Here is a 1,161-nt window from a genome sequence, read left to right as displayed (position 1 = left end):
ATACCAAGTCTCACTGATCAGCATTGGTGAGCCCAGTCGCGCAGGCCAATGGACATGATGAGCCAAGGCCGATGGGTAAGCTTGTTCCAAGCCTCGCAGCAGTGATCGAGAATGTCCTTGTAGGATGTGAACACCCGGTTCGACATCCAGTTCTCGCGCAGATACTGCCAGATATTCTCCACCGGATTGAGCTCGGGTGATTTTGGCGGCAGTGGCAGCAGGGTGATGTTCTTGGGAACAGCCAGCCTGGATGACACGTGCCAGCCGGCTTGATCGAGCAGCAGCACTGCATGAGCCCCAGGTGCGACTGCCTGGGAGATTTCCGCCAGATGGAGCGCCATGGCCTCTGTCGTGCAGCGCGGCAGAACTAAGCCGGCGCCTTTCCCTTGGGCCGGACAGATCGCTCCGAAGATGTAAGCGGAGGCGGTTCTCAGATCGCGCGGGGCGGAGGGACGCGTGCCGCGCTTGGCCCAGCGCCGGGTGATCTTGTTCTTCTGGCCGACCCGCGCCTCGTCAGCAAACCAGATCTCTAGCGGCTTGCCGCCGGCCTCGCCGGTCGCGATCGCCGCCAGACGCGCGGGGAAGCTTTTTTAAAATCGTCCATCAGGCCAGCCGATTGGGCATGATGCCGTGGTCTGGCTGAGAGCTTGCGATAGTCAAGGGCGCGCACTTCCCGACTGAGTGTCTGCTTGGAGATGGTGATCTGGTACTCCTCCCAGAGCCACTGCATCAGGTCGACCAGACGCCAGCGCACCACGCCATGCACCGCCGGGACAGGGCCGTCCTCGATCATCTGAATCAGGTGCTGACGATGCTCTCGGCTCAGGATCGAGGGCTGACCTGGGGCCTTGCCGTCCAGAAGCCCATCCGGACCATGGGCATTGAAGCGCAAGACCCAGTCACGCACCGTCTGCAGGCCCACGCCGCCGATCTGAGCCGCCTCGGTGCGCGTGCCCCCGTCATAGATCGCCGCCAGAGCCAGAAGCCTTCGGGTTTGCGGGCCATCCTTGGCCCGACGCGCCAGGCTCCTCAGGCGAGTGGCATCGTAATCAGATCGGAGCGCCACCGGTGTCGACACAGCAAACCTCCTCGTTTGCCATGTTGAATCACATCTCCGGTGCTTTGAAACTGCGACGAGTCATCCTCGTTGGGACTTGGTAT

General features: G+C 61.9%; 1 protein-coding gene. It reads right to left on the bottom strand.

Features of this window, described 5'->3' with window-relative positions:
* Positions 1-17 precede the first annotated feature (17 nt).
* Positions 18-1,078 (bottom strand): IS630 family transposase gene (locus ILT44_RS30445; RefSeq protein ID WP_204243345.1). Its coding sequence is split into 2 segments (ribosomal slippage): positions 18-586 and positions 586-1,078, totalling 1,062 coding nucleotides; the frame shifts between segments, so codons are not numbered across the junction.
* Positions 1,079-1,161: the final 83 nt, after the last annotated feature.

The organism is Microvirga arvi (assembly GCF_016892765.1).
GTDB classification, from domain to species: Bacteria; Pseudomonadota; Alphaproteobacteria; order Rhizobiales; family Beijerinckiaceae; genus Microvirga; species Microvirga arvi.
The sequence above is the reverse complement of the archived record's forward strand: the minus strand, read 5'-3'. Positions and strand labels throughout refer to the sequence as shown.